Source organism: Cognatiluteimonas telluris, from assembly GCF_011320095.1.
Classification (GTDB): domain Bacteria; phylum Pseudomonadota; class Gammaproteobacteria; order Xanthomonadales; family Xanthomonadaceae; genus Cognatiluteimonas; species Cognatiluteimonas telluris.
Genome location: NZ_JAANOY010000003.1, coordinates 120,269 through 144,509, shown reverse-complemented (window position 1 = coordinate 144,509; position 24,241 = coordinate 120,269). Strand labels below are relative to the sequence as shown.

General features: G+C 68.3%; 24 protein-coding genes and 2 pseudogenes. 14 read left to right on the top strand and 12 right to left on the bottom strand.

Features of this window, described 5'->3' with window-relative positions; genetic code table 11:
* Nucleotides 1–6 precede the first annotated feature (6 nt).
* Nucleotides 7–990: a bifunctional riboflavin kinase/FAD synthetase gene (locus G7B67_RS03750; RefSeq protein WP_166208041.1), complete on the bottom strand. Its 984-nt coding sequence runs from the start codon at nt 988–990 to the stop codon at nt 7–9.
* Between the two features lie 32 nt (nt 991–1,022).
* Entirely contained in the window at nt 1,023–2,606 is a 1,584-nt protein-coding gene (gene murJ / locus G7B67_RS03745; protein ID WP_207780867.1) for a murein biosynthesis integral membrane protein MurJ, read from the bottom strand.
* A 182-nt stretch (nt 2,607–2,788) separates the two neighbouring features.
* Between murJ and rpsT the strand changes: the two genes are divergently transcribed.
* A complete protein-coding gene (gene rpsT / locus G7B67_RS03740; RefSeq protein WP_166208035.1) occupies nt 2,789–3,058 on the top strand; it encodes a 30S ribosomal protein S20 in 270 nt (89 codons plus the stop codon).
* Nucleotides 3,059–3,128: 70 nt separating this feature from the next.
* Here rpsT and obgE read toward each other — a convergent pair whose 3' ends face one another.
* The 3 genes from obgE to rplU all read right to left on the bottom strand — a co-directional run bounded on the left by obgE (nt 3,129) and on the right by rplU (nt 4,968).
* Nucleotides 3,129–4,247: a GTPase ObgE gene (obgE, locus tag G7B67_RS03735; protein ID WP_166208033.1), complete on the bottom strand. Its 1,119-nt coding sequence runs from the start codon at nt 4,245–4,247 to the stop codon at nt 3,129–3,131.
* A gap of 130 nt (nt 4,248–4,377) precedes the next feature.
* Nucleotides 4,378–4,635, bottom strand: coding sequence for a 50S ribosomal protein L27 (gene rpmA / locus G7B67_RS03730; RefSeq protein WP_166208031.1), 258 nt, complete (start codon nt 4,633–4,635; stop codon nt 4,378–4,380).
* Between the two features lie 12 nt (nt 4,636–4,647).
* Complete coding sequence (gene rplU, locus G7B67_RS03725; RefSeq protein ID WP_166208028.1) at nt 4,648–4,968, bottom strand: 50S ribosomal protein L21; 321 nt, start codon at nt 4,966–4,968, stop codon at nt 4,648–4,650.
* Nucleotides 4,969–5,426: 458 nt separating this feature from the next.
* On the opposite strand from rplU, the pseudogene uvrA reads away from it, so the two are divergent.
* Both uvrA and G7B67_RS03715 read left to right on the top strand, forming a co-directional pair.
* Nucleotides 5,427–8,264: pseudogene (gene uvrA / locus G7B67_RS03720) on the top strand (excinuclease ABC subunit UvrA); the annotation flags it as partial.
* A 194-nt stretch (nt 8,265–8,458) separates the two neighbouring features.
* A complete protein-coding gene (locus G7B67_RS03715) occupies nt 8,459–8,854 on the top strand; it encodes an acyl-CoA thioesterase (RefSeq protein ID WP_243412243.1) in 396 nt (131 codons plus the stop codon).
* Between the two features lie 117 nt (nt 8,855–8,971).
* Here the strand turns inward: G7B67_RS03715 and G7B67_RS03710 are convergent, their stop codons facing one another.
* On the bottom strand, nt 8,972–9,433 hold the full coding sequence (locus G7B67_RS03710; protein WP_166208019.1) for a copper chaperone PCu(A)C: 462 nt from the start codon (nt 9,431–9,433) through the stop codon (nt 8,972–8,974).
* Nucleotides 9,434–9,497: 64 nt separating this feature from the next.
* On the opposite strand from G7B67_RS03710, the gene G7B67_RS03705 reads away from it, so the two are divergent.
* A complete protein-coding gene (locus tag G7B67_RS03705; RefSeq protein ID WP_166208016.1) occupies nt 9,498–10,271 on the top strand; it encodes an enoyl-CoA hydratase/isomerase family protein in 774 nt (257 codons plus the stop codon).
* Between the two features lie 113 nt (nt 10,272–10,384).
* Here the strand turns inward: G7B67_RS03705 and G7B67_RS03700 are convergent, their stop codons facing one another.
* The 3 genes and pseudogenes from G7B67_RS03700 to G7B67_RS03690 form a co-directional block, all read right to left on the bottom strand.
* On the bottom strand, nt 10,385–11,233 hold the full coding sequence (locus tag G7B67_RS03700) for a sulfurtransferase (protein ID WP_166208013.1): 849 nt from the start codon (nt 11,231–11,233) through the stop codon (nt 10,385–10,387).
* Nucleotides 11,230–12,044, bottom strand: a pseudogene (locus G7B67_RS03695) (NUDIX hydrolase). The gene G7B67_RS03700 and the pseudogene G7B67_RS03695 overlap by 4 nt, the downstream one beginning before the upstream one ends.
* A gap of 77 nt (nt 12,045–12,121) precedes the next feature.
* The gene (locus tag G7B67_RS03690; protein ID WP_166208010.1) at nt 12,122–12,802 is read right to left on the bottom strand and encodes an FKBP-type peptidyl-prolyl cis-trans isomerase N-terminal domain-containing protein; all 681 of its coding nucleotides are present in this window, start codon (nt 12,800–12,802) and stop codon (nt 12,122–12,124) included.
* A 190-nt stretch (nt 12,803–12,992) separates the two neighbouring features.
* Here G7B67_RS03690 and G7B67_RS03685 point away from each other — a divergent pair, with 190 nt between their 5' ends.
* From G7B67_RS03685 to nth, 3 genes are read left to right on the top strand one after another with little or no spacing between them, the layout of a single operon-like run.
* Nucleotides 12,993–13,775: an enoyl-CoA hydratase/isomerase family protein gene (locus G7B67_RS03685; protein ID WP_166208007.1), complete on the top strand. Its 783-nt coding sequence runs from the start codon at nt 12,993–12,995 to the stop codon at nt 13,773–13,775.
* Between the two features lie 53 nt (nt 13,776–13,828).
* Nucleotides 13,829–14,170, top strand: coding sequence for a hypothetical protein (locus G7B67_RS13565; protein WP_166208004.1), 342 nt, complete (start codon nt 13,829–13,831; stop codon nt 14,168–14,170).
* Nucleotides 14,167–14,856 carry an endonuclease III gene (gene nth / locus G7B67_RS03675; RefSeq protein WP_207780861.1) on the top strand — a complete coding sequence of 230 codons (690 nt, stop codon included), beginning with the start codon at nt 14,167–14,169 and terminating at the stop codon, nt 14,854–14,856. The genes G7B67_RS13565 and nth overlap by 4 nt, the downstream gene beginning before the upstream one ends.
* A gap of 46 nt (nt 14,857–14,902) precedes the next feature.
* Here the strand turns inward: nth and G7B67_RS03670 are convergent, their stop codons facing one another.
* Entirely contained in the window at nt 14,903–16,123 is a 1,221-nt protein-coding gene (locus G7B67_RS03670; RefSeq protein WP_166208001.1) for a carbohydrate porin, read from the bottom strand.
* Nucleotides 16,124–16,358: 235 nt separating this feature from the next.
* On the opposite strand from G7B67_RS03670, the gene pstS reads away from it, so the two are divergent.
* From pstS to rnt, 7 genes are all read left to right on the top strand, one after another.
* Complete coding sequence (gene pstS, locus G7B67_RS03665) at nt 16,359–17,381, top strand: phosphate ABC transporter substrate-binding protein PstS (RefSeq protein ID WP_166207998.1); 1,023 nt, start codon at nt 16,359–16,361, stop codon at nt 17,379–17,381.
* A 106-nt stretch (nt 17,382–17,487) separates the two neighbouring features.
* Nucleotides 17,488–18,519: a threonine aldolase family protein gene (locus G7B67_RS03660; RefSeq protein ID WP_166207995.1), complete on the top strand. Its 1,032-nt coding sequence runs from the start codon at nt 17,488–17,490 to the stop codon at nt 18,517–18,519.
* Nucleotides 18,520–18,626: 107 nt separating this feature from the next.
* On the top strand, nt 18,627–19,589 hold the full coding sequence (gene pstC, locus G7B67_RS03655; RefSeq protein WP_166207992.1) for a phosphate ABC transporter permease subunit PstC: 963 nt from the start codon (nt 18,627–18,629) through the stop codon (nt 19,587–19,589).
* Nucleotides 19,586–20,437 carry a phosphate ABC transporter permease PstA gene (gene pstA / locus G7B67_RS03650; RefSeq protein ID WP_166207989.1) on the top strand — a complete coding sequence of 284 codons (852 nt, stop codon included), beginning with the start codon at nt 19,586–19,588 and terminating at the stop codon, nt 20,435–20,437. The genes pstC and pstA overlap by 4 nt, the downstream gene beginning before the upstream one ends.
* Entirely contained in the window at nt 20,430–21,272 is an 843-nt protein-coding gene (pstB, locus tag G7B67_RS03645) for a phosphate ABC transporter ATP-binding protein PstB (RefSeq protein WP_425482406.1), read from the top strand. The genes pstA and pstB overlap by 8 nt, the downstream gene beginning before the upstream one ends.
* Nucleotides 21,273–21,291: 19 nt before the next feature.
* Entirely contained in the window at nt 21,292–21,993 is a 702-nt protein-coding gene (gene phoU / locus G7B67_RS03640; protein WP_166207986.1) for a phosphate signaling complex protein PhoU, read from the top strand.
* A 230-nt stretch (nt 21,994–22,223) separates the two neighbouring features.
* Nucleotides 22,224–22,871, top strand: coding sequence for a ribonuclease T (gene rnt / locus G7B67_RS03635; protein WP_243412232.1), 648 nt, complete (start codon nt 22,224–22,226; stop codon nt 22,869–22,871).
* A 116-nt stretch (nt 22,872–22,987) separates the two neighbouring features.
* On the opposite strand, the gene G7B67_RS03630 is transcribed toward rnt, so the two are convergent.
* On the bottom strand, nt 22,988–23,251 hold the full coding sequence (locus tag G7B67_RS03630; RefSeq protein ID WP_207780860.1) for a CBU_0592 family membrane protein: 264 nt from the start codon (nt 23,249–23,251) through the stop codon (nt 22,988–22,990).
* A 13-nt stretch (nt 23,252–23,264) separates the two neighbouring features.
* A complete protein-coding gene (rlmB, locus tag G7B67_RS03625; protein ID WP_166207983.1) occupies nt 23,265–24,011 on the bottom strand; it encodes a 23S rRNA (guanosine(2251)-2'-O)-methyltransferase RlmB in 747 nt (248 codons plus the stop codon).
* Nucleotides 24,012–24,241 lie beyond the last annotated feature (230 nt).

The window sequence follows — 24,241 nt, the reverse complement described above, 5'->3', positions numbered from 1 at the left end:
TCACGCTCAGGCTCGTTGTGGTTGGAGTGGAAGGTCCGCACGCGGGCGAGCGGATCCGGGATCGGGAGCGAGCCGTTCACGCGCCTGCGCGGCATCGACGCGCATCTGCGCCACCAGCGACGGCAGGCCGGCGAAGTGCTGCTCGTCGCGCAGGCGGGCGACGAATTCGACGTCGATGTGGCGGCCGTAGAGATCGCCGTCGAAATCGAACAGGTGCGCTTCCAGCAGCGGCGTGGTGCCGGCGACCGTGGGTCGCGTGCCGAAGCTCGCCACCGCCGGCATCGGCCGATCGCCCACGCCGTGCACGCGGGTGGCGAAGATGCCGGACAGCGCCGGCTGCTTGCCGTCGAAGCGCAGGTTGGCGGTCGGGAAGCCGAGCGTGCGTCCGAGCTGGTTGCCGCGCACGACGCGGCCGGCGATCGAATACGGACGCCCGAGCAGGCGCGTGGCGGTGGCGAAATCGCCCGCCGCCAGCGCCTCGCGGATGCGCGTGCTCGACACGCGTTCGCCATCCACGGCGACCGGCGCGATGGCGTGCGCGCTGAATCCAAATTGCATCCCGAGCTGGCGCAGCAACGCCAGATCGCCTTCGCGACCGTGGCCAAAACGGAATCCGGGACCGACCCAGACTTCCTTCGCCTGCAGCCGCACGACCAGCACGGCGCGCACGAAGTCCTGCGCCGACATCGCCGCCAGCCGCGCGTTGAAGCGCAGCAGGCCGATGACATCCACGCCCAGCGCGCGCAGGCCTTCGATCTTCTGCCGCGGCAGCGTCAGCCGCGGTGGCGGCGCGTCGCTGGCGAAGAATTCCCGCGGCAGCGGCTCGAAGCCGAGCGCCACCGATGGCACGCCGAGTTCACGCGCACGCGCGACCGCGTGGCGCACCAGCGCGCGATGGCCGAGGTGCAAGCCGTCGAAAGCGCCGATGCAGACCACGCTGCCTTGGGGGCACGAAAGCCCGCCTTCGACGTCACGGAACAGCCTGCTCATGGAACCTTGAAGTATAGCCACGCGGCCGAGTCTCAATGCTCGCGCAACTCGCGCAGGCGCCAGCCCATCGCCAGCAGCGCGATGGCATAGGCGCCGCCGCCGGCCGCGACCAGCGCCAGCAGCCAGCCGATCCGCGCCAGCACCGGAGCGCTGGTGAAGTCGGGCGCCAGGGACTTGCCCGCCAGCACCGCCACGCACAGGGCTGCGCTCGCCAGCGCCAGGCGCAGGCTGAAGCGGCCCCAGCCGGGTTGCGGCTGGTACACGCCATCGCGCTTGAGCCAGCGCCACAGCAGGACGAGGTTGATGTAGCTGGACAGGGCACTGGCGATCCCGAGCGCAAGGTGCAGTCCCGGGGTTTGCGCAAGCGTGGCCCAGACCCCGCCCGCCTTGGAGGCCTCGGGAACCCAGAACACGTACATCAGCGCCAGGATCGCGATGTTCAGCACCATGTTGGCGATCAGCGCCGTCACCCCGGCGCGCACCGGCGTGCGCGTGTCCTGGCGCGCGTAGAACGCCGGCAGCACCACTTTCACCAAGGCGAATGCCGGCAGGCCAAAGCTCAGGCCGAACACCGACAAGGCCGTCATCCGGGTATCGAACGCGCTGAAGCGGCCGTGCTGGAACATCGTCGCCACCAGCGGCTCGCCCAGCAGCATCAGGCCCAGCGCCGCCGGCACCGCGATCATCAACGTGTTGCGAAGGCCCCAGTCCAGCGCGCGCGAGAAGCCCTCGCGATCCGATCGCACGTGATGCTGCGACAGCGCCGGCAGGATCACCGTCCCCAGCGCGATGCCGAACACGCCCAGCGGCAGCTCCAGGAAGCGGTCGGCCAGCGACAGCCAGGTCTGCGAGCGGGTGATGAGATAAGCGGCGATCCAGGTGTCGAGCAGCAGGTTGATCTGCGCCACCGACGAGCCGAACAACGTCGGCACCATCAGCCTCATCACCTTGCGCACGCCCGGATGCGTCCAGCCCCAGCGCGGCAGCGTCAGCAGGTTCAGCCCGCGCAGCGCCGGCAGCAGGAACAGCAGCTGCAGCACGCCCGCCGCGAGCACCGCCCAGCCCATTGCCAGGATCGGCACCTGCAGCCGCGGCGCCAGCCACAAGGCGCCGGCGATCATGCACAGGTTGAGGATCACCGGCGTCAGCGCCGGCAGGCCGAAGCGATGGAAGCTGTTGAGCACGCCACCGGCCAGCGCCGTCATCGAGACGAACAGCAGGAACGGGAACGTCAGCCGGATCAACTGCACCAGCAACCCGAACTTGTGCGGATCATGCGGGGCGAAGACTTCCGCCAGCTGGGGAGCCAGCAGCAGGCCCAGGGCGGTAACCACCATCAACACCGCGCCCAGGGTGCCGGCGACCCGCGACAGCAGTTCCCGCAGTTCCTCGCGCGGGCGGGTTTCCTTGACCTCCGTGAACACCGGGACGAAGGCGGTCGAGAACGAGCCTTCCGCGAACAGCCGGCGCATGAAGTTGGGGATCCGGAACGCCACCATGAAGGCGTCGGTGGCCGCGCTGGCGCCGAAGACGTAGCTGATCGACTGGTCCCGGACCAGGCCCAGGACCCGCGAAACCATGGTCATGCTGCTGAACGACAGCAGCCCGCGCAGCAGGCTGGCGCGGGGGGCGGCCGGGGCGATGGGGCCGCTCATCGGGCCGCCCCCTCCAGGTTGACGCAAGTGGCTGAATCGCCCATACTTTTCGGTCTGGCTGGCCGGATGCCCTCGGCTTTTCCTGCTCCAGCCGACCCGGTTCCACTCCTTTTTTCTCCATCCCAAATTTCCAGGATTCCATCGTGGCCAACATCAAGTCCGCCAAGAAGCGCGCCAAGCAGGCTGTCGTGCGCAATGCCCGCAACGGCGCCCAGCGCTCGATGCTGCGCACCGCCGTCAAGAAAGTCATCAAGGCGATCGACGCCAACGACGCCGCCGGCGCCAATGCCGCATTCGCGATCGCGCAGCCGATCCTCGACCGTTTCAGTGCGCGTGGCCTGATCCACAAGAACAAGGCCGCCCGCCACAAGAGCCGCCTGACCGCACGCATCCGCGCGCTTCAGGCCGCCTGAGGCCGCCAGCGACACGGCAGCGAAAAACCCGGCTTCGGCCGGGTTTTTTGTTGGGCAATGCGTATCGCGATCAGCGTGCATCGGCATCCGCGCCGGTGTCGGTGTCGCCATGCGAACGCTGGCTCGCCGCCAGTTCGCTCGCGGCCTCGGCCGCATCCTCGCGCAGGCGGTCGAAGAACGCCTGCACCGCCAGCATGATCGGCCAGGTACCTTCGCGGCCGATCGCCGACACCAGGAACCACGGCTGCGTCCAGCCGAGCTCGTCGACGATCTGCTGCGCGCGCTCGCGGGCTTCGTCCTCGAACATCAGGTCGGCCTTGTTGAGCACCAGCCAGCGCGGCTTGTCCAGCATCGCCGGATCGTACTTGCGCAGTTCGTTCTCGATCGCGCGCACCTGCTCGGCCGGCGCCACGTCGACGCCCTCACCGCCTTCGAAGCCCATGGGCGCGATGTCGACCAGGTGCAGCAGCAACCGCGTGCGCTGCACGTGGCGCAGGAACAGGCTGCCCAGCCCCGCGCCATCCGCGGCGCCTTCGATCAGGCCGGGGATGTCGGCGATGACGAAGCTGCGGCCGACCTCGACGCTGACCACGCCGAGGTTGGGATAGAGCGTGGTGAAGGGGTAATCGGCGACCTTCGGCGTCGCCGCCGACACGGCGCGGATGAAGGTCGATTTGCCTGCGTTGGGAAACCCGAGCAGGCCGACGTCGGCGAGCAGCTTGAGCTCGAGCTTCAGCAGGCGCTGCTCACCCTCGCTGCCGGGCGTGGCGCGTCGCGGCGAGCGGTTGATCGAACTCTTGAAATGCATGTTGCCCAGGCCGCCCTGCCCGCCGCGTGCGACCAGCAGGCGCTCGCCATGGGTGGTGAGGTCGCCGATCACCTCGTCGGTGCCGACGTTGATCACCACGGTGCCGATCGGCACGGTGATCGTGATGTCCTCGCCGGCCTTGCCGTAGCGCTGCTGGCCCATGCCGTTCTCGCCGCGCTGCGCCTTGAACTGGCGCTGGTGGCGGAAGTCGACCAGCGTGTTGAGGTTCTCGTCGGCCTGCAGCCAGACGTCGCCGCCATTGCCGCCATCGCCGCCATCGGGCCCACCGAGCGGGATGAACTTCTCGCGGCGAAAGCCGATGCAGCCATTGCCGCCGTTGCCGGCAGTGACGGTGATTTCAGCTTCGTCGACGAGTTTCATGGGATCGGAATCGGTTGTGCGGGAAGGCTAACGCGAAGTGTCGGGCACGTCATTCCAGCGGTTGCTGGAAACGGCGGCAGAAACGAAAAGCCCCGCCGAAGCGGGGCCTCTCATCTAAAGCGCGTCGGGCTTACGCCGCGACGACGTTCACTGTGCGGCGCTTCTTCAGCCCCTTGACGGTGAACTCGACCTTGCCATCGACCAGCGCGAACAGCGTGTGGTCGCGGCCCAGGCCGACGCCCATGCCCGGATGGAACTGGGTGCCGCGCTGGCGGACGATGATGTTGCCGGCTTCGATCGCCTGGCCACCATAGATCTTGACGCCGAGGTATTTCGGGTTGGAGTCGCGGCCGTTGCGCGAGGAACCTACGCCCTTTTTATGTGCCATGGCTGCTTCTCCTTACTTCTTGTCGCCACCGGCAATGCCGGTGATCTCGATTTCGGTGTAGTGCTGCCGATGCCCCATCTGCTTGCGATGGTGCTTGCGGCGACGGAATTTGACGATGCGGATCTTGTCGGCGCGGCCGTGGCCGAGCACCTTGGCGGTGACGCTGGCACCCTTGAGGTCTTCGCCCAGCTTCACCCCGTCGCTGTCGCCAAGCATCAGCAACTGGTCGAAGGTGACATCCTTGCCCGCTTCCAGATCGAGCAACTCGACGCGGAGCCGCTCGCCCTGCATCACGCGGTACTGCTTACCGCCGGTAACAACAACTGCGTACATGACCAGACTTCCTCTGTAGTTATTTTTGGTCGCCTGTCGCGCCATCGAGGGCGGACAGAAGCGGAATTGTAGGGGTTTCAGTGGCTTAGGGTCAACCTGCCGCCGCCCTGACCACCCGGGACCCGGACCAGCTGGCCGCCGCCGGGCAATCGCCCGGGCTGCCGGCGGACACGCCCCTGCCCGGCCGGGGCCCGCGCGATCCATCGCCGCCCGGACTGGACCGCGCCGACCGGGACGCCACCCGCCTCCACCCGCCTCCAGGCCGCGGGCTCTCCGGCCTCGCCCTCACCTGCCTGAATCCAGCCGTCGCAGGTGCTGCGATGCGGCGCTGAGATGCTGGCAAATGTGCCGATTTGCCCCCATCTGGATGGCTCGTTACGCTCCCCTGTTGTCCTGCGCTCCGCGCCGGGCTTCCCTCCCCCTGCCGGCCCTGCCGGGAACCAGAGACCCTGCCACCGATGGCGATGGACACCATCCGCATCCGCGGCGCGCGGACGCACAACCTCAAGAACATCGATCTCGACCTCCCCCGGGACAAGCTGATCGTGATCACCGGGCTGTCGGGCTCGGGCAAGTCCTCGCTCGCCTTCGACACCATCTACGCCGAGGGCCAGCGCCGCTACGTCGAGTCGCTGTCGGCCTACGCCCGGCAGTTCCTCAGCGTGATGGAGAAGCCCGACGTCGACCACATCGAGGGCCTGAGCCCGGCGATCTCGATCGAGCAGAAATCGACCTCGCACAACCCGCGCTCGACCGTCGGCACGATCACCGAGATCTACGACTACCTGCGCCTGCTGTTCGCCCGCGTCGGCACGCCGCGCTGCCCGGACCACGGCTATCCGCTGGAGGCGCAGACCGTCAGCCAGATGGTCGACCAGGTGCTGGCGCTGGCCAACGATCCCGTGCGCGCCGAGCAGCGCTGGATGCTGCTGGCCCCGGTGATCCGCGAGCGCAAGGGCGAGCATGCGCAAGTGTTCGAGCAGCTGCGCGCGCAGGGGTTCGTGCGCGTGCGCGTGGACGGCGCGCTGCACGAGATCGACGCCGTGCCGCCGTTGGCGCTGCGCGTCAAGCACACCATCGAAGCGGTGATCGACCGCTTCAAGGTGCGCGAGGACCTCAAGCAGCGGCTGGCCGAATCCTTCGAGACCGCGCTCAAGCTCGGCGACGGCATGGCACAGGTGCAGTCGATCGACGACGCCAACATCGCGCCGCTGCTGTTCTCGTCCAAATACAGCTGCCCTGTCTGCGACTACTCGCTGCCCGAACTCGAACCGCGCCTGTTCTCCTTCAACTCGCCCGTCGGTGCGTGCCCGACCTGCGACGGCCTCGGCGTCAGCCAGTTCTTCGACCCCTCGCGCGTGGTCGTGCATCCGGACCTGTCGCTGGCCGCCGGCGCCGTGCGCGGCTGGGATCGCCGCAATGCCTATTACTTCCAGTTGATCGCCTCGCTCGCGCGCCACTACGGCTTCAGCGTCGACACGCCGTGGCAGGACCTGCCGGAGGCCACGCGGCAGGCCGTGCTGTACGGCAGCGGCAAGGAAACGATCGCCTTCACCTACCTCACCGATGCCGGCGGGCGCAGCCAGCGCCGGCATCGTTTCGAAGGCATCCTGCCGAATCTCGAACGCCGCTACCGGGAAACCGAATCGGCCGCGGTGCGCGAGGAGCTGGCCAAGTACATCAGCGAGCGCCCCTGCGTCGACTGCGGCGGCGCGCGACTGAATCGCAGCGCGCGCAATGTCTTCGTCGGCGAGACCGCGCTGCCGCAGATCGCGGTGCTGCCGATCGACGAGGCGCTGACGTTCTTCGCCCGGCTCGAGCTGCCCGGATGGCGCGGCGAGATCGCAGCCAAGATCGTCAAGGAGATCAGCGACCGGCTACGCTTCCTGGTCGACGTCGGCCTCGACTACCTGACGCTGGAACGCAAGGCCGGCAGCCTGTCGGGTGGCGAGGCGCAGCGCATCCGCCTCGCGTCCCAGATCGGCGCCGGGCTGGTCGGTGTGCTGTACGTGCTCGACGAGCCCTCGATCGGCCTGCACCAGCGCGACAACGAGCGCCTGCTCGGCACGCTCACCCGGCTGCGCGACCTCGGCAACACCGTCATCGTCGTCGAACACGACGAGGATGCGATCCGCCTGGCCGACCACATCGTCGACATCGGTCCCGGCGCGGGCGTGCACGGCGGCCATGTCGTCGCGGAGGGCAGTTACGCCGACGTGCTCAAGGCGCCGCGTTCGCTGACCGGCCAGTACCTCAGTGGCAAGAAGCGGATCGAAGTGCCCGGCAAGCGCCACAAGCCCGATCGCAAGGCGATGCTCACCCTGCATGGCGCATCGGGCAACAACCTGAAGAACGTCGACCTCGAGATCCCGGCCGGCCTGTTCACCGCCGTCACGGGTGTGTCTGGTTCGGGCAAGTCGACGCTGATCAACGACACGCTCTTTGCGCTGGCCGCCAACGAGATCAATGGCGCTTCGCACATCCCGGCGCCGCACCGGGAGATCGAGGGGCTGGACCTGTTCGACAAGGTCGTGGACATCGACCAGTCGCCGATCGGACGCACGCCGCGTTCGAATCCGGCGACCTACACCGGCTTATTCACGCCGCTGCGCGAGTTGTTCGCACAGGTGCCGGAAGCGCGTGCGCGCGGTTACTCACCTGGGCGTTTCAGCTTCAACGTGCGCGGCGGACGCTGCGAGGCCTGCCAGGGCGACGGCCTGATCAAGGTCGAGATGCACTTCCTGCCTGACGTCTATGTGCCCTGCGACGTCTGCCACGGCAAGCGCTACAACCGCGAAACGCTGGAGATCCTCTACAAGGGCTTCAGCATCCACGACGTGCTCGACATGACGGTCGAGGACGCGCTGAAGCTGTTCGAGCCGGTGCCGTCGATCGCGCGCAAGCTGGAAACACTGCTCGACGTCGGCCTGAGCTACATCAAGCTCGGGCAGCCGGCGACCACCCTGTCGGGCGGCGAAGCGCAGCGGGTGAAGCTGTCGAAGGAACTCTCGCGCCGCGACACCGGGCGCACGCTCTACATCCTCGACGAGCCGACCACGGGCCTGCACTTCCACGACATCGAGCACCTGCTCGTCGTGCTGCACAAGCTGCGCAACGACGGCAACACGATCGTGGTGATCGAACACAACCTCGACGTGATCAAGACCGCCGACTGGGTCGTCGACCTGGGGCCGGAAGGCGGCCATCGCGGCGGCCAAATCATCGCCCAGGGCACGCCGGAGGAGCTGGCGCGCATCCCGCAATCCTGGACCGGGCAGTTCCTCGCCAAGTCGCTGGGCATGGACGCCAAATCCACCAAGAGGAAATCGGCTGCATGAGCGACGAGCAACCGGCGTCGAAGAAGCGCGCCCGGAAGGCACCGGGGGCGAAAAGCGCTCCCAAAGGCCCGCCGCGAAAGCAGGCGAAAACCGGCGCCGACCCTGTCGCGCCAGCCGCACCGGCGACGCCCCCGGGGGCGCCGCCGACCAGCCTGATCCGCGTGCCGCTTTCCGTGCGCTGGCGCGACCTGGACGCGTTCAACCACGTCAACAATTCCAAGTTCCTCAGCTACCTGGAGGAAGCGCGCCTGCGCTGGATGATCCAGTTGCCGGGCGAATGGATCGACGACAACGTCGCGCCTGTCGTCGCCGCGGCGCATGTCAACTACCGGCGTCCGATCGCCTGGCCCAATGAGGTCGTGGTCGAGCTGTTCGTCGAGCGGCTGGGCGGGACGAGCCTGACCATCGGCCATCGCATCGTGCATGCCGACGATGCATCGGTGCTGTACGCCGACGGCAACGTGGTGATGGTCTGGATCGACAAGCAGCGCGGGCAGCCGTCGCCACTGCCGGACGCCGTGCGAAAGGCCTGCCAGGCGCAGGACTGACGCCCGATCGGAGTTCCGCAGGCGCGACCTGCAGGCGGGACTCATGCGGCGATTGATTCATCCCGGACAGTCCGCGGCGACCCGCCGCGCTGTTTCAACCCGTGAAGCGCCCGATGTTCAGGGCGAACGGACGACGAAGTCGCCCTGGATCCGGCGACCGTCCTGCAGGCGCAGGTCGATCCGGACATGGTCGCCCACCACGGGAGTCGTCGCGGGCTGCATCAGCATCAGGTGCATGCCGCCCGGTTCGAGCACGGCGGCATCATCCGGCGCGATGGGCAGCTCCGGCACCGCGCGCATGCGGCTCATGCCATCGGCCACGGTGGTGCGATGGATCGACACATCCGCGAATGCGGCGCTTTCCGCACCGACGACGACGACCGTCGCCGGGCATGGGTTCTCGATGCGGCCATACCCCGCGAGCATCGTCTGCATCGGCCCGATCGGATCCCGGATCCAGCCATCGCGGACCTGCGGCGCGCAATCGCCCGCCGCGGCCCACGCCTGGCCCGCGACCAGGCAGGAAAATACCGCGAAAGCGGCGAGTCGCAGGGACAGACCGGGTCGGTTGACGTGCATCGTCCTATGATACCGCCCTCCCGCAGCGCAATTCGTGCGGGCCCACTGACTGCACGAGGCACCCATGGAACTGGTCCGACGCGTCGTCCACGGCGACATCCACGAGCTGCAACTCGCACGTCCGCCGGTGAACGCCTTGAATCCGGCGCTGTGCACGGCATTGGTCGACGCCCTGGCGCAGGCGATCGACGCCGGTGCGCGCGGGATCGTGCTGTCCGGGGGGCCGAAGGTGTTTTCTGCCGGCCTGGACGTGCCCTTGCTGTTGTCCCTGGGCCCGGACCGGCAGGCGCTGGCGAGCGCCTGGAACTGTTTTTTCGCCGCTGCGCGCTCGTTGGCCGCGGCACCCGTACCGGTGGTCGCAGCGCTTGCGGGCCATGCGCCTGCCGGCGGCTGCGTGCTGGCGCTGTGCTGCGACTACCGGATCATGGGACGCGCACCGGATGACGCATCGCCGTTCCGGATCGGACTGAACGAGACCCAGGTCGGGCTGGTCGCGCCCGAAGGCATCCAGCACGTCCTGGCACGCGTCGTGGGTGCCCATCGCGCCGAACGGCTGCTGGTGGCCGGCGAACTGGTCGATGCGCAACAGGCGCTCGCGATCGGGCTCGTCGACGAAGTGGTCGCGCTCGATGCCGTGACGCCGCGGGCGGTGGCCTGGCTGGGGACGCTGCTCGCGTTGCCGTCGCAACCGATGCTGCAGACGCGCGCGATCGCGCGCGCGGATCTCGTCGACGCGCTGCGACCGGAACGCATCCACCTGCCTGCCTTCATCGACGCCTGGTTCGCCGCCGACACCCAGGCCGGGCTGCGGGCGCTGGTCGCCAAACTCGGCAAGTAACGCCCCGCCTCGGCATGGGAAGGTGATCGCTTTCTCCCCGCCCCAAAGCCGCAACGCGGAATGTCGGCCGTGCCGTTGCGCGCCCTTCCGCCAGCGGGCGCGGGTCGCCGGCCTCACTCCGGGCCGGTCGCAACCGGACGATCGGGGTCGCTGATCCAGCCGCTCCAGGATCCGGTGAACAGTTTCGCGCCGGTGATGCCCGCGCGCTCCATCGCCAGCAGGTGATGGCAGGCGGTGACGCCACTGCCGCACATCACCATGACGTCTTCCGGCGCGTGGCCGTCGATCAGCGCACGGAATGCCGCGGCCAGTTCGATCGGCGAGCGCAGGCGCCCGTCGACGAGGTTGTCCGTGTACGGACGGCTGCGCGCGCCCGGAACGTGCCCGCCGAGGCGATCGATCATCTCGTTCTCGCCGCGGAAGCGGTCGGCCGCCCGCGCATCGACCAGCAGGTCGCCCTGCGCCAGGCGTGCCTGCACCTGGCTGGCATCGAGGAGCCGGCTGCGATCGAAGCGGCCCGGGTAACGCAGGCTGGAAGGTGGCGGCACCGAACTGTCGACCTTCAGCCCCAGTGCGGTCCAGCGCGCCCACCCGCCATCCAGCACAGCAACCTTCTGGTGCCCGAGCGTGCGCAACAAGAACCACAAGCGCGCCGCCATCATGCCGCCGCCATCGTCATAGGCTACGACCTGGTGCTGCGGGGTGATACCCCAGCGGCCGAGCTTGGCGAGGAAGGCTGCCTCGTCCGGCCAGGGGTGCCTGCCTTCGCCATGGCGGGCGTGATCTGACAGGTCGCGCTCCAGGTGCGCGTAGACGGCACCGGGAATGTGGCCCTGGAGGTAGGCGGACTCGCCCGCACCAGGATTCACCAGTGCGAAGCGGCAATCGACGATGGCCAGGTCATCGCGCCCGAGTGCGGTGGCGAGCGTTTCGGCCTGCACCAGCGTGGTCCATCCGCTCATCGGCTTGCCTCCAGTCGGTGTCGCAGGTTCAACAGGATCGATGCACTGACGCCCCAGATGCGCTGGCCGGGATGCACGGCATCGGCGAACTGCAGCACCGACCGCGTGCGCCCGCCCCGGTCGATCGGAATCGACTGCAGGTTGGACGGCGCCATCAAGGCCTCGAACGCCACCTCGAACACCTCGTCCACCTCGCGTGGATCCGGTGCGGCCACGTAACCAACGTCGATCGCGGCCACCAGCGGCAACACCCGGAATCCGGTGACCGTGGCGATCGGGTCCAGGTAGCCCAACGGGGTGATGCTGGCCGGGCCGATGCCGATTTCCTCGCTGGTCTCGCGGATGGCCGCTGCCGCGGGGTCGAGGTCGAAGTCCTCGATCCGGCCGCCGGGAAAGCTAACCTGGCCGGCATGGTGGCGCAGCGCGTCCGTGCGCCTCGTCAACAACACGCGTAGCCCTTGCGGACGCGGCACCAAACCCACGAGCACGGCGGCGGCGACCGGCGACGAGGGCGGCAACAGTCCGTCCACTTCGGCATGGTTCCAGCACCGGCCGCGGGGCAGCTGGTCCAGTGGATGCACCGCCAGGCGGATTCGATCCAGCGACGGCGAAGTGATCACGCGCGCTCGGCGGCGCGGGCTTCGCGCAGCGGTAATACCGTTTCCATCAAGCGCAGGCGCTCGTCATCGCCCATCTGGATCCAGCGCGCGATCTCGGAGGAAGTGCGATGGCAGCCCAGGCAGTGGCCCGTCGCATCGAGGGCGCAGATGCCGATGCATGGGCTGAGCACGGCGCGGAACGGGGTCGTCATCGGTCTCTCAAACGACAACGCCGGCGCAGGGCCGGCGTTGTCGCGTTACATGGGAAAACAGCGGATACGGTTGCCCGTCACTTCACCGACAGCAACTTGACTTCGTACACCGCGGCGGCATTCGGCGGCATCTGGGAGCGGATGTCGTTACCCCAGGCCGAGGGGATGACGATTTCCCACTTGGATCCCGCCGGCATCTGCATCAGCACTTCACGCATCCCCGGCATGTCGATCTGGCTGATCTTCATCTCCGGAACCTTCTGCGCAGGCTGGGCGTGGCTGCGATCGCCGAAGAGGTAAGGACCGGCGTATTCGAGCGAAACCGTGCTGGCCATCGTCGGCTTGGCGCCGGTGCCGACTTCCATCACGCGGTACTGGGCGCCGCTGGGCAGCACCTTGACGCCTGCCTTGGCCTTGTTCTGGGCAAGGAACGCATCGCTCTTGACCTTGTTGTCGGCAGCGGCCTTGTCGAACGCGGCCTTGGCCTTGGCCTGCAGCCGCTGCTGCATGCCCTGGTAGGCGGTGCGCATCTGCGCAACCGGCACCGTCGGTTCCTTCTTCGCGAAGCCGTCCTGCAGCGCGCGGGTCATGGTGGCGACATCGAGGGCTTCCCCGCTTTCGGCGGCTTCGCGGCCAAGCTGGTATCCCAGGGCGTAGCTGAGCTGGCCCTTGGCGGAGGTGGTGTCCTGGGCGAGGGCCGTGCCCGCGGTCAGGGTCATGGCCGCCAGGGTGGCGGCGGCAAGCAAACGCAACTTCATTCGGTGCGACCTCCGGAGTGGAGTCCGGTCATGGAACGGGGCGGCCGAGCCGCCCCGCCAGACAGGACACGATGACACGTTAGGATACTGGCGCCAGGGCTTGACCGCCACTGACGCCCCCCTCGGACCGGATGCGCGCCCACAAGTTCCAACGCCGTGGGCCGGGCCTCTTTCCTGCCAGGAGCCACTCATGATCGATTCACCCTTGCGGATCGCCGACCACGGCCCGATCCGCACCATCACCGTCGCGCGCCCGGAAAAACTCAACGCATTGAACCTGGCCACGCTGGATGCGTTGCAGGACGCATTCATCGCCGCCGGGGCCGACGATGCCGTGCGCGCGATCGTGCTCACCGGATCGGGGCCGAAGGCGTTCGTCGCCGGCGCCGACATCGCCGAGATGAATGCGCTCACACCGGTGCAGGGCCGCGACTTCTCCCTGCGCGGGCAGCGGATGATGCGCGCGGTGGAAACGCTGCCCAAGCCGGTGATCGCGATGATCAACGGCTTCGCGCTCGGTGGCGGGCTGGAACTGGCGATGTGCTGCCACCTGCGCATCGCCGCCGACACGGCGAAAGTGGGCCAGCCGGAAATCAACCTCGGCCTGATCCCCGGTTTCGGCGGCAGCCAGCGCCTGCTGCGTCTGGCCGGGCGCGCGGCGACGCTGGAACTGTGCCTGCTCGGGGCGCCGATCGACGCCACGCGCGCGCAGCAGCTGGGCATCGTCAACCGCGTGGTGCCGGCCGCCGAACTCGAAGCCGAGACGATGAAGCTCGCCGGCCAGCTCGCCGCGGCGGCGCCACTGGCGTTGCGCGGGATCCTGGATTGCGTCAACTACGGCGGTGAGTGCGCGATCGAGGAAGGCCTCGCCTTCGAGAGCACGCAGTTCGGGCTGATGTTCGCCACCGACGACATGCGCGAAGGCACGGCCGCGTTCCTCTCCCGGCGCACGCCGGCCTTCGTCGGCCGCTGAGCATGGATGCGGGTGCCGCCTGCCCTTGCGGCTGCACGGATGCCGGCGCTGGCATGGCGCACCGCATCGCCACAGCCCTGGCCGACGGCGACCTGGATGCAGCGATGGGCGCCGGCCTGCTCGACAGCGCCCCCTGCGACGGCTGCACGCCCGCATGCCGCGCAGCGCTGCTGTCGGCGCGCGACGAACGCCGCATCGCACTAAAGGCCCGCGAACGTTTTCGCGCGCGCCAGGCGCGGCTGGCGCGCAGGCAGGCCGAACGCGCGGCGAGTCGCGATTCCTCTCCGATCGCGAACGCCACCGCGCCGACACTGGCAACGACGCCCTTGCCGCCCGCGGCCGCCGCGGCGCTCGAGCGCGCGATGGCACGCGCGGCCGGGCGACATCGCAAGTGAGCCCGGTCGCCAGGAAGCGCGCGGCGCGCGCAAGCCGCCTGCGCCCGGACGCGATCCGCGAACTGTTCGCACGCCTGTCCGAACTCAACCCCAAGCCGACGACCGAGCTGGCGTATTCGACGCCGTTCGAACTGCTGGTCGCGGTAATCCTGTCGGCGCAGGCCACCGATGTCGGCGTCAACAAGGCGACACGGCGCCTGTTTCCCGTCGCCAACACGCCGGCGGCCATCCTCGCGCTGGGCGAGGAAGGCCTGAAGCGTTACATCGCCAGCATCGGCCTGTTCAATACCAAGGCCGCCAACGTCATCGCGATGTGCCGGCAGCTGATCGCCCTGCATGGCGGGCAGGTGCCGCGCACGCGCGAAGCGCTGGAAGCCCTGCCCGGCGTCGGCCGCAAGACCGCCAACGTCGTGCTCAACACCGCCTTCGGCGAACCGACGATCGCGGTGGACACGCATATCTTCCGCGTCGGCAACCGCACCGGCCTCGCGCCGGGAAAGACGGTGCGCGACGTGGAGGACAGGCTGCTCAAGGTGGTGCCGCCCGAATTCCAGCTCGATGCGCACCACTGGCTCATCCTGCATGGCCGCTACACCTGCAAGGCGCGGGTGCCCGAATGCTGGCGCTGCCCGATCCGCGACCTGTGCCGCTATCCCGACAAGACCGTCGAGCAGTCGCCAAAATGAAAACGACGGCCCTGCGGCCGCCGTCGTTGTTCCAATTGCATCGAGGTCAGAACGCGACTTCGCCCCACACGCCGATTTCCTTCGTGTCCAGGTCGACGGTGTTGCTTTCGTTCTGGCGCTTGTCCTGCTTGTACACCGCGGCGAGCTTGACGCCCTTGCGCACCGGGAATTCGACGCCGAAGTTGTAATACCTGTCGGTCAGGCTGGGATCGAGGTCGCTGCTCAGGTTGGCGCGGTCGTAGCGGGCGAAGGCGCTGATTCCCGACGACCCGAACGCGTAGCTGCCCCACAAGGAGTAGCCATCGGCGGAGTCCAACAACGGGCTCAGCACCGTGGTCCAGTTGCTGGCACGGAAATACTCGCCGCCCACGCGCACGCGATCCTTGGCGTAGGCCACCAGGACGTCGCCACGCTGCGCGGTGTGTTGCGCGTCGACCGACTGGGTGTCCTTGGCCAGGGTGCCCGAGTAACCGCCGATCGCGACCACCATGCCGTCGACCGGCACGAAGCCCAGGCGCGCCTCGACGTCCATCTTGCTGCTACGGCTGGTGTTCTTGTAGCCACCGCCGTTGACCAGCGACACCGCGTAGTTGGCCCGCTTGCCGGCCAGGTCGCCGCCGGCGTGTAGGCCCCAGTCGGCCGAGGCGCCGAACTTCAGCCGGTCGACCAGCGTGTTCTCGACATAGCGGAAGCCGTAGGAGTTCTCGACGTACGGGATCCACGGCATGTCGGCCGAGCCGATGCGGCCGACGAATGCGTCACTGAACTTGCCCTGCAGGTACGCCTTCTTGACGTAGACGTCGGCAGCGCTGTCCAGGCTCGACACGTACTGGAAATCGGTGGTGAGGTTGGCCGACCAGGTGTCGTCGAACGTGTGGTTGACGCCGAGGTAGAAACGCTTGACGTCGAAGCCGTTGCCGCTGGCATCGGTGGTCGTGCCCCGGCTGGTCTGGTCGATGTTGGTCAGGTCGAAGAACATCTTGCCGCTGAACTGGTTGCTGTTGACCGTCTTGGCCAGGGCATCGACCTTGTCCTGCGTGGCCTTGGCGGCCTCGGCCGACTGCGCGCTGGCGATGTTGATGTCCGACTGCGCGTCCGTGCGCTGCTGCAGCTGGTCCAGCCGCTCCTGCATCGACGCGATCTGCGCCCGCAGTTCCTGGATCTGTGCGTCGGTGGCCGCATCGGCGGCCAGTGCGTTTCCGGTGCAGGCCAGGCCCGCGAGGCCGAGTCCGGCCGACATCGCGGCCGCAAGCAGGTTGTGGCGCATGGAGCGATCTCCGTTGGGTTGGGTAGGCATCCGCCCTGCCGCCGGCGGCGCCGGCATGGAGGGAGCGATGCGGATGTTCCCTGCGCAACATGACCATTTCACGACAGTCGCGAAGATTGTTCGGATTGCGTGAATCGCGGCGGGCTGTCATCGGAATGTCATCCGGGCGACGCGGGCCTGTCATGCCACGGCCCTCCAATGGCGGTCGTCAGTTCCCGTCCCCATGGAGACCCGCATGACCCGCAACAATCGCCTGCGCCTGGCCCTGTCGGCCACGCTGCTGTCCGCATCGCTCGCGCTGGCGGCCCAGGCCACCGAGATCACCGGCGCCGGTTCCAGCTTCGTCTACCCGGTGCTGTCCAAGTGGTCGGCGATGTACCACGACAAGACCGGCAACAAGGTCAACTACCAGTCCATCGGTTCGGGCGGCGGCATCGCCCAGATCGAAGCGGCGACCGTGGACTTCGGCGCCTCGGACAAGCCGCTCTCGGCGGATGAGCTGAAGAAGTTCCGCCTGGGCCAGTTCCCGATCGTCATCGGCGGCATCGTGCCGGTCATCAACGTGCCGGGCGTCCCGACCGGTGCCATGAAGCTCGACGGTGCGGTGCTTGCGAACATCTTCCTGGGCAGGACCACGCACTGGAACGCGCCCGAGATCGCCGCGTTGAACCCCGGCATCAAGCTGCCCGACACCCGCATCACCGTCGTGCACCGCTCGGATGGTTCCGGCACCACCTTCAACTTCTCCAACTACCTGTCCAAGGTCAGCCCCGAGTGGAAGGCCAAGGTCGGTGAAGGCACCTCGCTGCAGTGGCCAGCCGGCATCGGCGGCAAGGGCAACGAAGGCGTGTCGGCCTACGTGCGGCAGATCAGCGGCGGCATCGGCTACGTGGAATACGCGTACGCATTGCAGAACAAGCTGGCCTATTCGCGCATGAAGAATGCTGCCGGCAACTTCATGCTGGCCGACGACAAGGCGTTCGCCGCCGCCGCCGCCAGCGCGGACTGGAAGTCGGCGAAGGATTTCAACCTGATCATGACCAATGCGCCTGGCGACAAGGCCTGGCCGATCACCGCCACCACCTGGGCGATCATGTACAAGCACGCGAAGAAGCCGACGCAGGCGGCGGCGACCCTGGCCTTCTTCAAGTGGTCCTTCGAGCAGGGCCAGGCGCAGGCCGCCTCGCTGGACTACGTGCCGCTGCCGCCGGAGCTGGTGCAGCAGATCGAGGCCTACTGGGCGCAGAACCTCAAGTAAGCCGGAGCGCGCGTGCGATGACGAACAGGCGGCCTGCGGGCCGCCTTTTTGTTGTCGGCGATGCGCCGATATGATGGCCGGCCGCGACCACAGGCAGCCACGCCGCATGTCCCGATACCGTTTCATGGACGACTATTCCGAGGGCGCGCATCCGCGCGTGCTCGAACTGCTGGCGGCGACCAACCTGGAGCAGCAGCCTGGCTACGGCGCCGATGCGTTGTCCGGGCGCGCGATCGCGCTGATCCGCGAGGCGACGGGCAATCCCCGGGCCGACGTGCACTTCGCCTCCGGCGGCACCCAGGCCAATGCCATCGCGCTGGCGTCGATGCTCAAACCGTATGAATCGGTGATCGCCGCCGATACCGCGCACATCCACGTGCACGAGACCGGCGCGATCGAAGCCACCGGGCATAAAGTCAACCTGGTGCCGGCGCGCGACGGCAAGCTCGAACCGGAACAGGTCCGCGCCACCCTCGCCGCGCACGGCGACGAACACATGGTGGTGCCGCGGGTGGTGTTCATCGCCCAGGCGACGGAGTCGGGGACGCTCTACAGCAAGACCGAACTCCTCGCCCTGTCGCAGGCCTGCCGCGAGCTCGGCCTGTACCTGTACATGGACGGCGCGCGGCTCGGGCCTGCATTGGCCAGCCGCTTCAACGACATCACGCTGCCAGAACTGTCGTCGTTGCTGGACATGTTCTACCTCGGCGGCACCAAGAACGGGGCGCTGCTGGGCGAAGCGATCGTCATCAACAACCCGCGGCTGCAGGACCATTTCCGTTACCACCTCAAGCAGCGCGGCGCGCTGCTGGCCAAGGGCCGGGTGCTGGGCGCGCAGTTCGCGGCGCTGCTCGAGGGCGGGCTGTACTTCGACCTGGCGCAGCACGCCAACGCGATGGCGGCGCGGCTGGCCGATGGCCTGCGGCCGCTGGGCGTGCGCTTCCTCAGCGAGCCGGTGGCCAACCAGGTGTTCCCGATCCTCGACGACGACCGCATCGCGCGCCTGCGGCCCAAGTACGACTTCCACACCTGGGCGCGCGTGGACGCATCGCATGCCGCGATCCGGCTGGTGACCTCGTGGGCGACGCCATCCGAAGCAGTCGACCGCTTCCTGTCCGACTTCCGCGCCCTGGCGTGACGCCTGCCGCGGTGTGCGGCCCGGCACCGGCGGGTGTCATCGGGATGTCATCTGCGCAAGGTTAGATGCACGGGCCAACCGGCACGCCGCCGGTGTCGCCTTGATGCATGAGCGCGCTCCCGCTGTCACGACCACGACGCATTGCCGACGATCTTCCCGATCGCGGCTTCCGCTGGCTTGCCACCGGCGCCGCGCTGCTGGTGCTGCTGGCGCTGGGCGGCGCGGCCGGCTCGATGCTCTCCGGGGGCCGCGCGGCATTCGAAAAATTCGGACTTGGCTTCCTGGTATCGCGCACCTGGGATCCGGTGGCACAGCAGTTCGGCGCACTGATCCCGATCTACGGGACGCTGGTCACGGCATTGATCGCCATCGTGATCGCCGTGCCCGTCAGCTTCGGCATCGCCATGTTCCTCACCGAGATCGCGCCCCGGTGGATGCGCGGGTCGATCGGTGCGGCGGTGGAACTGCTGGCCGGCATCCCGTCGATCATCTATGGCATGTGGGGCCTGTTCGTGCTGGTACCCGCACTGGCGACGCATGTCTATCCGTGGGTGGATGCGCACATGGGCGGCTGGCCGCTGGTGGGTCCGCTGTTTTCCGGCCCGCCGCTGGGGCTGGGCATGCTTACCGCCGGGCTGGTGCTGGCGATCATGATCGTCCCGTTCATCGCATCGGTGATGCGCGAGGTCTTCCTGACCGTGCCGGGGCGCCTGAAGGAGTCGGCCTACGCACTGGGATCCACGCGCTGGGAAGTGGTGTGGGACGTGGTCCTGCCCTACACCCGCTCGGCGGTCGTCGGCGGCATCTTCCTCGGCCTCGGGCGTGCGTTGGGCGAAACCATGGCGGTGACCTTCGTGCTGGGCAATTCGCATGACCTGACGGCATCGCTGCTGATGCCCGGCAATTCCATCGCCGCAACCATCGCCAACGAGTTCACCGAAGCCGATTCGGCGATGTACCGCTCGTCGCTGATCGCACTGGGGTTCGTCCTGTTCGTGGTGACCTTCGTCGTGCTCGCCGCCGCGCGGCTGATGCTGCGCCGCCTGTCGCGGCAGGAAGGCAACCGATGAGTCCCTGGCACGCCAGCGTACGCGGGGCCAAGAATGCGATCGCGCAGGTGCTGGCGACGCTGGCGACCGCATTCGGCCTGTTCTGGCTTGGCTGGATCCTGTGGACGACGCTGCGTTACGGCCTGTCGTCGATCAACCTGGCGCTGTTCACGCAGATGACACCGCCCCCCGGCGAGACGGGGGGGCTGCTCAATGCCTTCGCGGGCAGCGCGATCATGAGTGGCCTGGGCATCGTGATCGGCGCTCCCATCGGCGTGCTGGCCGGGACCTACCTTGCCGAGTACGGGCGCGGTGCGTGGTTTGGCGAGCTGGTCCGTTTCGTCAACGACATCCTGCTGTCGGCGCCGTCGATCGTGCTCGGGTTGTTCGTCTACACGCTGGTGGTCGCGCGCACGGGACACTTTTCCGCGCTCGCCGGCGCGCTGTCGCTGGCGTTGATCGTGCTGCCAGTGGTGGTCCGCACCACCTACGAGATGCTGCGACTGGTGCCGGGACAGATGCGCGAGGCCGCGCTCTCGCTCGGCGTCCCGCAATGGAAGGTGACCACGCAGGTGTTGTACCGCGCCTGCCTGCCGGGCATCGTCACCGGCATCCTGCTTGCGCTAGCGCGCATCAGCGGCGAAACCGCCCCGCTGCTGTTCACCGCGCTCAACAACCAGTACTGGACCACCGACCTGTCGGCACCGATGGCCAACGTGCCGGTGGTGATCTTCCAGTACGCGATGAGCCCCTACGACAGCTGGCACAGCCTGGCCTGGGCCGGCGCGTTCTTCCTCACCCTGTTCGTGCTGCTCGTCGGACTGGTTGCGCGCGCCATCGTGTCGCGACATCGGATGACCCATGACTGACCTCGCCCGGAACTCCACCATGATCGACACCCCCGATGCCGTAGCCGGCATGGACTTGCGGCTGGCGCTGCGGACGTCGCCCCGGACCAAGCTGTCCACCCGCGCGCTGGAATTCCACTACGGACGCACGCAGGCGCTACGCGACGTCAACCTGGAAGTCCCCGAGCGGCGCGTGACCGCGCTCATCGGCCCGTCGGGCTGCGGCAAGTCGACGCTGTTGCGCGTGTTCAACCGGATCTATGCGCTCTACCCGGGCCAGGTGGCGCGCGGCGAGGTGCTGCTCGACGAGCTGGACATCCTGGAGCCCGACTATCCGCTGGCGCTGCTGCGGAGCAAGGTGGGCATGGTGTTCCAGAAGCCGGTGCCGTTCCCGATGACCATCTTCGAGAACGTGGCCTACGGCATCCGCCACCACGAACGGCTGTCCAAGGCCGAGATGGCCTCGCGGGTGGAGGCGGCGTTGCGCCAGGCGGCGCTGTGGGACGAGGTCAAGGACAAGCTGCGCGGGAGTGCGCTCGGCCTCTCCGGCGGCCAGCAGCAGCGCCTGTGCATCGCGCGCGCCGTGGCGCTGCGGCCGGAGGTGCTGCTGCTCGACGAGCCGACGTCGGCGCTGGATCCGATTTCCACCAGCCGCATCGAGAACCTCATCGACGAGCTCAAGCGCGACTACACCATCGTGATGGTCACCCACAACATGCAGCAGGCCGCCCGCGTCTCGGACTACACCGCCTTCATGTACCTGGGCGACCTGGTCGAACAGGGCAGCACCGAAACCATCTTCTCCAACCCGGTCAAGCGCCAGACCGAGGACTACATCACCGGCCGCTTCGGCTGAAGCGCCGGGAGGATCCCTCATGAGCGAGTTCCACGAACACATGGTGAAAAGCATCGACGAAGAGCAGCGTCGCCTGGTCGGCGAACTCGTGCGGATGGGCGAGTTGGCGGCGGCGCAGCTGGAGGCCGCGCTGGACGTGGTCGAGCGACGCGACGACAAGGCTGCAGCGCGCATCATCGAGGACGACGAGGCCATCGACGCGCTCGAGCACGAGACCGGCCACGAAGTCATGCGCCTGGCGCTGCGCGGCCCGATGGCACGCGACCTGCGCGAACTGCTCGCCGCGCTGCGCATCGCCTCCGACATCGAGCGCATCGGCGACTACGCGTCCAACGTCGCCAAGCGATCGATGGCGTTCAACCAGGCACCGCCGCTGCCGCAGGTCCGCGGCCTGGCCGCGCTGGGCGCGGTCGCCGGCCGCCAGCTGCGCGACGTGCTGGTCGCCTACCGCGACAACGACGCCGATGCCGCCCAACGCATCCGCGCGCGCGATGCCGAACTCGACATGCAGTACACCAGCCTGTTCCGTGAGCTGCTGACCTACATGATGGAGGATCCAACCAGCATCACCGCCTGCACCCACCTGCTGTTCATGGCCAAGAACATCGAACGCATCGGCGACCACGTCACCAACATCGCCGAGAACATCTGGTTCCGTGCGCATGGCGAGGATGCGTTGCCGCGCCGCGAGCGTCGCGACGGTACCTCACGGATCGCGTAGGCGCGCCGCTGCCTGCGGATTGCCGGCCCGAAGGCGACATCGATCGCGCCGGCGTCGTCGCGCGAAGCCTGGATCGCGTCGGCCGGGCCAAGGCGGGGACGGCAAACGCCTGGCCGCAACGCCCGCGCCTGCTCGCCAGGGCCCGCCGCCTGGCCGGCGCGGGCGACAACGGCGACGCGCGGGTCGACCCGGCGCGCGGTGCCGCCGAGGGCCTCTGCTAGGCTTGCGCGATGACCCAGGAACCATCGTCGACACCCGCCGCGCCACCGCCGTTCCGGCGGATGGCCGAGCGCTTCCGCGGCTTCCTGCCGGTGGTGGTCGACGTGGAGACCGGCGGCTTCGACTGGACCCGGCACGCGCTGCTGGAGATCGCCGCGATTCCGATCGAGCTCGATGCCGAAGGCAGGTTCGTGCCCGGCGAGGTCGCCTGCGTGCACCTGGACCCGGCGCCCGGCCTGGAGATCGATCCCAAGTCACTGGAAGTCACGGGGATCGACATCGGCCATCCGTTCCGCATGGCCAAGGCGGAGAAGGAAGGGCTCGACCACATCTTCGCCGCGGTGCGCGCGGCGGTGCGAAGGCACGGCTGCCAGCGCGCGATCCTGGTCGGGCACAACGCGCACTTCGACCTGAACTTCCTCAACGCCGCGGTCGCGCGCGTGGAGCACAAGCGCAATCCGTTCCATCCCTTCAGCGTGTTCGACACGGTGTCGCTGGGCGGCATCGCCTACGGACAGACCGTGCTCGGGCGCGCGCTGCAGGCCGCGGGCCTGGCGTGGAACGGCGACGAAGCGCACTCGGCCGTCTACGACGCCGAGCGCACGGCGGAGCTTTTCTGCAAGATCGCCAATGCGTGGCAGCCGGCGACTGCGCCGTAGGTTCCTTGCGTTGGAGCGGCTTCAGCCGCGAGCTGGTTTCAAGGCATGCAAGCTGGCAGGAGCTCGCGGCTGAAGCCGCTCCTGCCAGCGGCGGCACGCCGCGAAGGGTGCCGCGGCTACGGCGTGCGGCCGCGCGCCCGCAACGTCCTCGCGATGCCGTAGCCGCTGATGAGCACCCACGTCAGCTCCAGCAGGAACACCGCCGGATTGAAGCTGCCCAGCAGCGACACCAGCACGCCGGCGGCGCCGAACAGGTTCAGCAACTGGTAGACGATCCCGGTGCCGACGACGCGGCCGGCCTGCAGCAGGAAGAAGGCGACCAGCACCATCAGGGTGCCCACGAGCCCGATCCAGTCGTACCACGCCAGTTGCAGCGTCATCGTGCCGCTCCTGTCAGCCCTGGCGTTGCCGCACCGCTTCGAACAGCGTCACACCCGTCGCCACCGAGACGTTGAGGCTCTCGGTCTGCCCGGGCATCGGGATCCTCACCAGCTGGTCGCAATGCTCGCGCGTCAGCCGGCGCAGGCCGTCGGCTTCGCCGCCGAGCACGAGCGCGACATTGCCGCGCAGGTCGATGGCGTAAAGCGATGCCGTTGCCTCGCCCGCCAGCCCGTAGATCCAGACGCCCATCTGCTGCAGGTCGCGCATGCAGCGCGCGAGGTTGGTCGCGCGGATCACCGGGATGCTGTCGGCGGCGCCCGCGGACGTCTTGCGCACGGTGGCATTCACCTGCACCGCCTTGTCCTTGGGGATCACCACCGCGGTCACGCCCGCGGCCGCGGCGCTGCGCAGGCAGGCGCCGAGGTTGTGTGGATCCTGCACGCCGTCGAGCACCAGCACCAGCGCACGGCCCGCGGCTGCCTCCACCAGCCCCTGCAATTCGCCTTCGTCCCAAGTCTTCACGGCGGCGTAGCGCGCGACCGCGCCCTGGTGGCGCAGGCCGCCGGCGACGCCATCGAGCGCCTGCTGCGGGACACGACGGACCTCGATGCCGACGCGCCGGGCGTTGCCTTCGATCTCGACGATGCGCGGGTTCTTCGCGCCGGCCTCGAGCAGCACCTCGCGCACGTTGTCGGCGTCGTGCTCGATGGCCGAAGCCACGGCGTTGATGCCGGCGATCCACTGGCTGTCTTTGCTCATGTGCGTAGTGTGCCGGGTTGGGCTGTCGTTGCGCGAATGATCGATCGTGTCTGCAGGCGCCATTGGCGTCGCTGCTGTCCGGGCAAGGCCGAAGGCCACACCCGGCCGGGGCAGCGGTGCCCGGTGCGGCTGGTTGGCCAGGGCCGCCCGATGGCCTTCCATCGGCGATCCCGGGTGCGCTGCGCTGAGCCGGGCTACGTCCGTGCGCGCCATGGCAGCTGTTCGGTGGA

What these genes read in the sequence shown, in the direction of transcription:
- G7B67_RS03750 (WP_166208041.1), bottom strand. Translation starts at nt 990, where the DNA reads ATGAGCAGGCTGTTCCGTGACGTCGAAGGCGGGCTTTCGTGCCCCCAA.
- obgE (WP_166208033.1), bottom strand. Translation starts at nt 4,247, where the DNA reads ATGAAACTCGTCGACGAAGCTGAAATCACCGTCACTGCCGGCAACGGC.
- rpmA (WP_166208031.1), bottom strand. Translation starts at nt 4,635, where the DNA reads ATGGCACATAAAAAGGGCGTAGGTTCCTCGCGCAACGGCCGCGACTCC.
- rplU (WP_166208028.1), bottom strand. Translation starts at nt 4,968, where the DNA reads ATGTACGCAGTTGTTGTTACCGGCGGTAAGCAGTACCGCGTGATGCAG.
- G7B67_RS03710 (WP_166208019.1), bottom strand. Translation starts at nt 9,433, where the DNA reads ATGCACGTCAACCGACCCGGTCTGTCCCTGCGACTCGCCGCTTTCGCG.
- G7B67_RS03705 (WP_166208016.1), top strand. Translation starts at nt 9,498, where the DNA reads ATGGAACTGGTCCGACGCGTCGTCCACGGCGACATCCACGAGCTGCAA.
- G7B67_RS03700 (WP_166208013.1), bottom strand. Translation starts at nt 11,233, where the DNA reads ATGAGCGGATGGACCACGCTGGTGCAGGCCGAAACGCTCGCCACCGCA.
- G7B67_RS03690 (WP_166208010.1), bottom strand. Translation starts at nt 12,802, where the DNA reads ATGAAGTTGCGTTTGCTTGCCGCCGCCACCCTGGCGGCCATGACCCTG.
- G7B67_RS03685 (WP_166208007.1), top strand. Translation starts at nt 12,993, where the DNA reads ATGATCGATTCACCCTTGCGGATCGCCGACCACGGCCCGATCCGCACC.
- G7B67_RS13565 (WP_166208004.1), top strand. Translation starts at nt 13,829, where the DNA reads ATGGCGCACCGCATCGCCACAGCCCTGGCCGACGGCGACCTGGATGCA.
- G7B67_RS03670 (WP_166208001.1), bottom strand. Translation starts at nt 16,123, where the DNA reads ATGCGCCACAACCTGCTTGCGGCCGCGATGTCGGCCGGACTCGGCCTC.
- pstS (WP_166207998.1), top strand. Translation starts at nt 16,359, where the DNA reads ATGACCCGCAACAATCGCCTGCGCCTGGCCCTGTCGGCCACGCTGCTG.
- G7B67_RS03660 (WP_166207995.1), top strand. Translation starts at nt 17,488, where the DNA reads ATGTCCCGATACCGTTTCATGGACGACTATTCCGAGGGCGCGCATCCG.
- pstC (WP_166207992.1), top strand. Translation starts at nt 18,627, where the DNA reads ATGAGCGCGCTCCCGCTGTCACGACCACGACGCATTGCCGACGATCTT.
- pstA (WP_166207989.1), top strand. Translation starts at nt 19,586, where the DNA reads ATGAGTCCCTGGCACGCCAGCGTACGCGGGGCCAAGAATGCGATCGCG.
- pstB (WP_425482406.1), top strand. Translation starts at nt 20,430, where the DNA reads ATGACTGACCTCGCCCGGAACTCCACCATGATCGACACCCCCGATGCC.
- phoU (WP_166207986.1), top strand. Translation starts at nt 21,292, where the DNA reads ATGAGCGAGTTCCACGAACACATGGTGAAAAGCATCGACGAAGAGCAG.
- rnt (WP_243412232.1), top strand. Translation starts at nt 22,224, where the DNA reads ATGACCCAGGAACCATCGTCGACACCCGCCGCGCCACCGCCGTTCCGG.
- G7B67_RS03630 (WP_207780860.1), bottom strand. Translation starts at nt 23,251, where the DNA reads ATGACGCTGCAACTGGCGTGGTACGACTGGATCGGGCTCGTGGGCACC.
- rlmB (WP_166207983.1), bottom strand. Translation starts at nt 24,011, where the DNA reads ATGAGCAAAGACAGCCAGTGGATCGCCGGCATCAACGCCGTGGCTTCG.